Origin of the sequence: Stenotrophomonas sp. TWI1151, from assembly GCF_039673135.1 — a bacterium.
Taxonomy (GTDB): domain Bacteria; phylum Pseudomonadota; class Gammaproteobacteria; order Xanthomonadales; family Xanthomonadaceae; genus Stenotrophomonas.
This window is the reverse complement of the sequence record NZ_JBDJLA010000022.1, coordinates 25,279-33,746: the sequence shown is the minus strand read 5'-3', so window position 1 is coordinate 33,746 and position 8,468 is coordinate 25,279. Positions and strand designations below refer to the sequence as shown.

At 67.4% G+C, this 8,468-nt stretch carries 8 protein-coding genes; 2 read left to right on the top strand and 6 right to left on the bottom strand.

Annotation, left to right across the window (positions count from 1 at the left end; genetic code table 11):
* Positions 1-159: 159 nt before the first annotated feature.
* Positions 160-843 carry a pentapeptide repeat-containing protein gene (locus ABE422_RS18040; RefSeq protein WP_346483442.1) on the top strand — a complete coding sequence of 228 codons (684 nt, stop codon included), beginning with the start codon at positions 160-162 and terminating at the stop codon, positions 841-843.
* 240 nt (positions 844-1,083) lie between these two features.
* Here ABE422_RS18040 and dapE read toward each other — a convergent pair whose 3' ends face one another.
* Genes dapE through map form a run of 6 tightly spaced genes read right to left on the bottom strand, consistent with a single transcriptional unit; the run spans position 1,084 to position 7,974 of the window.
* On the bottom strand, positions 1,084-2,211 hold the full coding sequence (dapE, locus tag ABE422_RS18035) for a succinyl-diaminopimelate desuccinylase (protein ID WP_346483441.1): 1,128 nt from the start codon (positions 2,209-2,211) through the stop codon (positions 1,084-1,086).
* Entirely contained in the window at positions 2,208-2,570 is a 363-nt protein-coding gene (locus tag ABE422_RS18030) for a Spx/MgsR family RNA polymerase-binding regulatory protein (RefSeq protein WP_346483440.1), read from the bottom strand. The genes dapE and ABE422_RS18030 overlap by 4 nt, the downstream gene beginning before the upstream one ends.
* Positions 2,571-2,613: 43 nt before the next feature.
* Positions 2,614-3,486: a hypothetical protein gene (locus ABE422_RS18025; RefSeq protein WP_346483445.1), complete on the bottom strand. Its 873-nt coding sequence runs from the start codon at positions 3,484-3,486 to the stop codon at positions 2,614-2,616.
* Positions 3,483-4,559 (bottom strand): 2,3,4,5-tetrahydropyridine-2,6-dicarboxylate N-succinyltransferase, encoded by a 1,077-nt coding sequence (gene dapD, locus ABE422_RS18020; RefSeq protein ID WP_313210875.1) that lies wholly within the window; start codon positions 4,557-4,559, stop codon positions 3,483-3,485. The genes ABE422_RS18025 and dapD overlap by 4 nt, the downstream gene beginning before the upstream one ends.
* Positions 4,559-7,198: a [protein-PII] uridylyltransferase gene (locus tag ABE422_RS18015; RefSeq protein ID WP_346483439.1), complete on the bottom strand. Its 2,640-nt coding sequence runs from the start codon at positions 7,196-7,198 to the stop codon at positions 4,559-4,561. Before ABE422_RS18015 ends, dapD begins: the two co-directional genes overlap by 1 nt.
* A 2-nt stretch (positions 7,199-7,200) precedes the next feature.
* The gene (gene map, locus ABE422_RS18010; protein ID WP_346483438.1) at positions 7,201-7,974 is read right to left on the bottom strand and encodes a type I methionyl aminopeptidase; all 774 of its coding nucleotides are present in this window, start codon (positions 7,972-7,974) and stop codon (positions 7,201-7,203) included.
* A gap of 148 nt (positions 7,975-8,122) precedes the next feature.
* Between map and ABE422_RS18005 the strand changes: the two genes are divergently transcribed.
* Positions 8,123-8,428: a hypothetical protein gene (locus tag ABE422_RS18005; protein ID WP_346483437.1), complete on the top strand. Its 306-nt coding sequence runs from the start codon at positions 8,123-8,125 to the stop codon at positions 8,426-8,428.
* The last annotated feature ends 40 nt before the right edge of the window (positions 8,429-8,468 follow it).

Here is an 8,468-nt window from a genome sequence, read left to right as displayed (position 1 = left end):
ACCAAGGGTCGGCTCTACCCGGTGGGGCGACACGTGCAGCCGACCAACGGTCGGCTCTACGTCGGTTCGAACATCGGCATGCGCGCCGGTGACGCTGTACACACTCCGCCGCTGCCTTCAAGACTGCCGCCTGCGCCGCCCATCACCCAGAATGGACGCATGAACACTGTCACCTTCCGCGATGAAACCCTCACCCGCGAGCGCATGCAGGCCATCATCGCCGCGCATCCGCGGGCAGTCGTGTTCGAGAACTGCACGTTCGATCATGGCGACTTCTCGCGGCTGGACATGGATGGGTACCAGTTCCATCAGTGCTCGGTCACCGGCGCGAGCTGGCTGGCGGCCTCACTGGAAGAAAGCCAGTGGACGAAGTGCCGCGGCAGCCAATGCGATTTCAGCTCGACCTTGCTCAGCGATGCGCGTTTCTCGCACTGCGATCTGAACAACAGTCACTGGCGCCGGGCAACGCTGTCCTCGGTGCAGTTCCAGGACTGCAAGCTGACGGGCGCGCACCTGCAGGAAGTGACCGGCTGGGCGCTGGAATTCCGCGATTGCCTGCTGGTCAGCGCGGACCTGCGCGGGATGTCCTTCCGCAAGGCGCAGCTGGAGGGCATGGATTTCTCCGAGGCCGAGCTGTCCGGCTGCGATTTCCGCGATGCGGTGTTCAACGGCGGCAGCCTGCGCAATGCACAGACGCGGTTGACGCGCTTTGAAGGCGCCGACCTGCGCGGTACCGACATCAGCGGGCTCAACGTGATGGACGCCAAGCTGTTCAAGAAAGCGGTGATTTCACAGCGGCAGGCGGCGGCCGCGTTGGCGTCATTCGGGTTGATCGTGGCGTAAGGGCGAACCGACCAACGGTCGGTTCCTACCCGACCCGGTCGTTCCTACCTGGCGTGGTCGGTTCCTGCCTGACCCGGTCGTTCGTCAGTGACGCGGTAGGCGCCGACCGTTGGTCGGCGCAGCACGTAAACCCGGTAGTGCCGGCCGCTGGCCGGCTCTCGTGATTGCCAGACGAAAAGGAGAGCCGGCCAGCGGCCGGCGCTACCGTAATCGAGCGGCGGTTGATTCAACCCGATGGCGTCAGGCGAGCAAACGCTCGATCAACCGCTGGTAGAGCGCCGGCAGCGCCTCCAGATCCGCGACGCGCACGTTCTCGTCCACCTGATGGATGCTCGCGTTGACCGGCCCCACTTCGATGCACTGCGCGCCCAGCGGCGCGATGAAGCGCGCATCGGAGGTGCCGCCACCGGTGCTCTCTTCCGGCGGTGCACCCGCAAACTCACCCAGTACCTCGCGGGCGACCCTGCGCAGCGTGCCTTCCGGGGTATAGAACGGCTCGCCGCTGCGATGCCACTTGAGCGTGTACTGGAGTGCATGACGCTCCAGCAGCGCAGCGATCTCCTGCTCCAGCGCGGGCGCGTTCCAGTGCGGGTTGTAGCGCAGGTTGAACAGCACCTGCAGCTCACCCGGAATCACATTGTTGGCCCCGGTGCCGGCATGGATGTTGGAGACCTGCAGGCTGGTCGGCGGGAAGCTCTCGAAGCCATCATCCCAGTGCCGTGCGGTGAGTTCGGCCAGGGCCGCAGCGGCCAGATGGATCGGATTGCGCGCCTTGTCCGGATACGCGACATGGCCCTGCACGCCGTTCACCGTCAGCGTCGCCGAGAGACTGCCGCGGCGGCCCACGCGCAGCAGATCACCCAGCACCTCGGTGGAGGACGGCTCACCGGTGATGCACCAGTCGATGGCCTGACCGCGCTCGCGGAAGATATCGGCCACGCGACGCACACCGTCGATGGCATCGCCTTCCTCGTCGCTGGTCAGCAGCACCGCCAGCGTGCCGGGATGATCGGGATGCGCGGCCACGAACTGCTCGGCGGCGACCACGAAGGCGGCCACGCTGCCTTTCATGTCGGCCGCGCCACGTCCGTACAGCACGCCGTCACGGATCTGCGGATCGAACGGATCGCTGGTCCAGGCCGAGACCGGGCCGGTCGGCACCACGTCGGTATGCCCGAGCAGCACCAGCACCGGTGCGCCCTGCCCGTGTGTGGCCCACAGGTTGTCGACCTCGCCCAGGCGCAGGTGTTCGCAGTGAAAGCCGGCGCGTTCAAGACGGCCGGCCAGCAGCGCCTGGCAGCCGGCGTCCTCGGGCGTGACCGAGGCGCGCGCGATCAGGTCGCAGGTCAAGGCAACGACGTCGTTCACGCGCCCACTCCGAACCGCTGCTTGAAGCCGTTGTCCGAGAAGCCCTGGGTCATCACGCCATCGGCGCTCACCACCACCGGGCGCTTGATCAGCTGCGGGTACTCGCGCAGCAGCAGCTTCCATTCGGCCTCCGAATCGGCCGCTTTGCGGTTCTCCGGCAGCTGCCGCCACGTGGTGGAGGACCTGTTGATCAACGCGGGAAAGCCACCGGCCTGGGCCGCCCAGTCGATCAGGGTCTCCGACGTTGGCGTGTGGTCGCGGTAGTCGACGAAGGTGTACGGCACCTGGAAACGGTCCAGCCACTTGGTGGCTTTCCTGCAGGTGTCGCAGTTCTTCAATCCGTACAAAGTGGTGGTCATGGCGCGGCGTGCAGCATCGTTCAGGAAGGACGCCATGAGGATGTCACAACAGGCGTTCGGACACGACCCGGAACGGCACCTGCGGCACCCGGAAACAGAACGCATCGGCCAGATCGACGCCCATCGCGGCCAGGTGCGGGCAGGCCACCAGGCCTTCCAGTTGCAGTGGCGGCACGTCCGCCAGGGCAATCGGCAGATCGATATGGGTCAAGGCCAGCCGACCATCCGGGGCGACCGCGAACGCGGCCTCCTGGCAGGCCAGGAACCTCATCGCCTGCGCTGCATCGGTGAAGGCGCCAGCTGCCCATGCAACCGCCAAGCCCATTGCCGGACGCACCTTCGCCTGCAGTGCGGGCGCACTGCCCTGCCCCGGCTCGATCACGGTGTGCCCGCCAGCGGCATCCACGGCATGCTCGAAACGCGCGGCCAGATGCGGTTGCATGGCATCGCTCCACAGCCGTGCACCGACTGCGTGCATCGCACTGTCGATCACATTGCGGTCAAACAGGACCCGCGGCGTCGCGGGCCCGGCCGCCGCATCGTCCGGCACCACGTACCAGCGCCAGTTGCTCTGCAGCGGAGAGGGAAACAGGCCACGCAACGGCCCCGCCAGCGCCGGCCCGAAATGGCCGTGGCGGTAGGTCAGGATCGTATAGGGCGTACGCCCGTCATGCGCGAACAGGCGATGGCCCGGCGGTGGCGGCGGTGCATGGCGCACGTCCACCCACCAGCTCAGGTACACCACCTCACGCACCTCACTGATCAACGCAGGCACCGGCAGCACGCGGGTGAGCGCGCGCCGGGCGGCGGTCAGGTGCACGCAGCCGAGCAGACGCTGCAGCGCGCGTCCCGGCCACCCCGCGAACGGGTGCCGGTAGCGCGCCGCCTGCGCCAGCGCGGGCTGCGGGGTGCTCAGTCGGCCAGGCCGCGCAGCAGCTCGTTGACGCTGGTCTTGCTGCGGGTCTTGGCATCGACCTGCTTGACGATCACGGCGCAGTACAGCGAGTGCGAGCCGTCCTTGGACGGCAGCTGGCCGGACACCACCACGCTGTACGGCGGTACCGAACCGTAGCTGATCTCGCCGGTGGCGCGGTTGTACACGCGCGTGCTCTGGCCAAGGAACACGCCCATGCCGATCACGCTGTGATGGCCGACCACGAAGCCTTCCACCACTTCCGAACGCGCACCGATGAAGCAATGGTCTTCGATGATGGTCGGGCTGGCCTGCAGCGGCTCCAGCACGCCACCGATACCGGCGCCGCCGGACAGGTGGCAGTGCTTGCCGATCTGCGCGCACGAACCCACCGTGGCCCAGGTGTCGACCATGGTGCCCTCGCCCACGTAGGCGCCGATATTGGTGAAGCTCGGCATCAGCACCACGTCCTTGCCGAAGTAGCTGCCACGACGCGCGATCGCACCGGGCACCACGCGCACGCCGGCGCGGCGGAACTTGGCTTCATCGAAACCGGCAAAACGCGATTCGACCTTGTCCCAGAACGGCGCCGGGCGCGCATCGACCACGGCCATGTCGTTGACGCGGAAGTACAACAGCACGGCCTTCTTCAGCCATTCGTTGACCTTCCAGCCACCGTGGCCGTCGGGCTCGGCAACGCGGAATTCACCGGTTTCCAGGCCGTCGATGACGCGGCCGACCAGCGGCTTGGTCGAGCCTTCGATCTCATGCAGGGTCAGCGTGGCGCGGCGCTCGAACGCGCTCTCGATGCCGAACTTGAGTTCTTCCACACCCGGCGTGGCCGGCTTGCGCAGCGACTTGCGCGCGATGGTGGCATCACGGCTGGCACTGCGCTTGGCGGCGCTCTCGGCCGGGGTAGCAGCGACCTTGCGGGCCGGCGCCTTTTTGACCGGCGCTTTCTTCACCGCGGGCGCCGCCTTCTTTGCGGCAGCGGTCTTCTTCACCGCAGGCGCGGCAGCAGGGGTCTTGGCCGCCGCGGTCTTCGCGGCAGTCTTCTTGGCAGGCTTGGTGGCCATCAGTGGGGGTCTCCGGCGTTTCGATCAGGGTCCAGGCAGGCGAGCATCGCGTCTTGCAGCTGCTGCCTGGCGGATTCGGTCAGGGCGTGATCATGCTCATCGCTGATCACGAACATATCTTCGGCGCGCTCGCCGAACGTGGCGATGCGCGCATCATGCACGCGCAGCCGCTGGTTGCGCAGCACGAACGCCACGTCGGCCAGCAGGCCGGGGCGGTCGGGTGCGACGAGGCTGAAACGGGTACTGGTGGTCTGGCCATCGGTGACATCGCGGAACTCGATGCGCGGGGCGAAACGGAAGTGCCGCAGCTGGCGCGGAATGACGCGGCGGGACGGGCGCAGCCGGGTCAGATCGCCGGCCAGCGCCTCACGCAGGCCGGCCTCCAGGCGCAGCGCATCGCCATCGGCGAAGCTGTCGGCCGGGGTCACTTCGAAGGTATCGAAGATGGTATCGACCGGACCGTCCAGCACGCGCGCGCGATGGATGGTGTAGCCCTTGCGGTCCAGCGTCATCACGATCGCGGCGAACAGGCCGTCGCGGTCGGGCGAGTGTACGAACACTTCCAGTGCGTCGTCCTCGGGGGTCAGCCTGCGCACCTTGACCAGGGTCTGGCCCTGCTTCAACGGCACCAGCGCAGCGGCCTGCCAGGCCAGCTGTTCCGGCCGCAGCCGGATGAAGCTCTCATCGGGCATCACCGTGAACTGACGATCGATGGTGGGATCGTCGTAGCCACGCTCGCGCACCAGCTGGCGCACCGATTCGCGCGCTTCGGCAACGCGCTCGGCGGCCGGCATCTGGTTCTCCAGCCCGTCGCGCAGCGCGCGGCGCGCGGCGAAATACAGGTCGGCCAGCAGACGGTCCTTCCACGCATTCCACAGCTTGGGGCTGGTCCCGGCGATGTCGGCGCAGGTCAGCAGATAGAGATAGTCCAGCCGGTCGCGGCTGGCCACCAGGGTGGCGAAGCGATGGATCACGTCCGGATCGGAGATGTCCTGCTTCTGCGCGGTGACCGACATGCGCAGGTGCTGTTCGACCAGCCAGGCGACCAGCTCGGTATCGGAGCTGCTCAGCGCCAGCGCCTGGCAGAATTCGCGCGCATCCACCGCACCGAGTTCGGAGTGATCGCCGCCGCGGCCCTTGGCGATGTCATGGAACAGGCCGGCCAACAGCAGCAGCTCCGGCTTGCGCAGGCGCGGCCAGACTTCATGCGCGATCGAGAAGCGCTCATCCGCGCGGCTGCTGGCGAACAGGCCGATATTCCGCAGCACCATCAGTGTGTGCTGGTCCACGGTGTACACATGGAACAGATCGAACTGCATGCGCCCGGAGACCTGCGCGAACGCGGGGATCCACTGGCCGAGGACGCCCAGCCGTGCCATCCGCGCCAGGGTATCGACCGCGCGCGGGCTGCGCAGCAGCGCCAAAAACTGCTCGCGCGCCGCGGCGCTGGCCTCGGTGTACGCCGCCAGCTCCGGCAGCGCCTCGGCCAGCGCGCGGGCGGTCAGCGAGTGCAGGCCGCGCACATCCGGGTTATAGGCCCAACTGGAGAACAGCGCGAACACCTGTTCGATATCCCCTTGGGGCCAAGCCGGATCGTTGGCAGCCAGGTAGCCACGGCGCAGCGAGAAACCGACGCTGACCGGCTCTGGGACGGCTTCGCCATCAAACTGTTCTTCAAAGCGCTGCAGCAGGCGGTCGCTGATCCGCCGCACCACGGTGGCGCTGCGGTAGAACCCCTGCATCATCTTTTCCACGGCCAGGCTTTCGATGTCGTCTTCGAAACCCAAGCGGGTGGCCAGCGTCTTCTGGTAATCGAACCGCAAGCGTTCTTCGGGCCGGTTGGCGACCAGGTGCAGGCCGAAACGCAGCCGTGCCAGCGCACACCGTTCGCGTTTGAGCGCGGCCGCTTCATCCGGGCCGAGATGGCCGAGGCCGACCAGCGCTTCCAGGTCGCGCACGCCGAACGCACGCAGCGCCATCCAGCCCAGCGTATTGAGATCGCGCAGCCCGCCGGGGCCGTCCTTGATGTCCGGCTCAAGATTGTCCGCCGTGTCGCCAAAGCGCTGATGGCGGGCCAGCAGCTCTTCGCGCTTGGCGAGGAAGAATTCGCGTGGCGGCCACAGGCCCTCCACGTTCACCGCCGCCTTCAACGCCTGGCGGGCCGCGTCATCGGCGACCACCGCGCGCGACTCGATCAGCGCGGTCAGCACGGTCTGGTCGGCGCTGGCCTGCGTGCATTGAGCCGGCGATCGCACCGCGTGGCTGACCGGCAGGCCGCAATCCCACAGCAGCGCAAAGAAGCGGGCCAGCCCGGATTCGTGCCGACGCTGCTGCTCGGGCGCACCGAGCACCAGTACGTCGATATCCGAGCGCGGGAACAACTCGCCGCGCCCGTACCCCCCCACCGCGAACAGCGCCATTCCCGAACCGGCCGGCAGGCAGCGATGCCAGGCCAACCGGATCAGGTGGTCGGCCGCCCGTGCGCGCAGGGCGAGCAGGCGCTCGATGTTGTCGCCCTGATCGAAACGACGATACAACCGTGCGTCGGTCTGTTGCAGCGACTGCCGCGCCAACGCCGCCCAGTCCGGGTCGGCGACGGAATCGGCCGGCGCGTCCAGCATCGGGCTCGCCGGCAACATGCTCAGACCTGCGATTCGCCGGGCGAGAGGGTCAGCACGTCGACGCCGGTCTCGGTGACCGCGACCATGTGCTCCCACTGCGCCGACAACTTGCGGTCCTTGGTGACCACAGTCCAGCCATCCGGGAGCACCTTGTTGTAGCGGGTGCCCTCGTTGATCATCGGTTCGATGGTGAAGGTCATGCCGGGCTGCAGCACCAGGCCCTGGCCGGGGCGGCCGTAATGCACCACCTGCGGCTCGTCGTGGTAGACCTTGCCGATGCCATGGCCGCAGTACTCGCGCACCACGCTGAAGCGCTCGGCTTCGGCATAGCTCTGGATCGCATGGCCGATGTCACCCAGCGTCGCGCCCGGCTTGACCGCGCGGATGCCGCGCCACATCGCTTCGTAGGTCGCATCGACCAGGCGCTTGGCCATGACCGACGGCGTGCCGACGTAGTACATGCGGCTGGTATCGCCGTGCCAGCCATCCTTGATCACCGTGACATCGATGTTGACGATGTCGCCGTCCTTGAGGACCTTGGCGTCGCTGGGAATGCCGTGGCAGATCACGTTGTTGACCGACGTGCAGACCGTCTTGGGGAAGCCGCGGTAGCCGACATTGGCCGGCGTCGCCTTCTGCACATTGATGATGTGGTCATGGCAGATGCGGTCCAGCTCTTCGGTCGTCACGCCCGGCTTGACGTGCGGGGTGACGATGTCGAGCACTTCGCTGGCCAGACGGCCGGCGATACGCATCAGTTCGATTTCCTCGGGGGTTTTCAGATTCACGCTCATGGCGCCCATTATCGCCGATCCGGGGCCAATCTGAACGGGATTGGATGGAACGCTGACAGCCGCGGTTTGGGCCCGGCCCCTGGCCAGCTAGCTGAACAAGCGTGATGCGTATCGCAAAACGCGACCTTGTGCCGAAGACGGCCATTGATTGGGTCCTATCTGCACGGTCCGATACAAGACAGGCGGCAGCCCGTCGGCGCCCCGCCTGCGCCTCTATAATGACGGCGACCGCCATGCCCACCTGGCCGACCTGGTGTTCGTGGACGCCCACGGGCGTCGCCACCCGCTGATCGAGGGCCTGGCCGGCTATGTGCTGCCGCGCAGCGCCCGCAGCTGGGACCTGCCGCCGCGGCCGGATGGCTACGCCGGCGGCCAGTTCCGGGCCCGGCTCAACGAGGCCGCTGACGCCCCGCTTGCCCCCGTGATTGCGCCTGCGCCCGGCACCGGGCTATAATCGACCGGATCCCTGCCGCCTTGGCGCGGGAATACGTCAA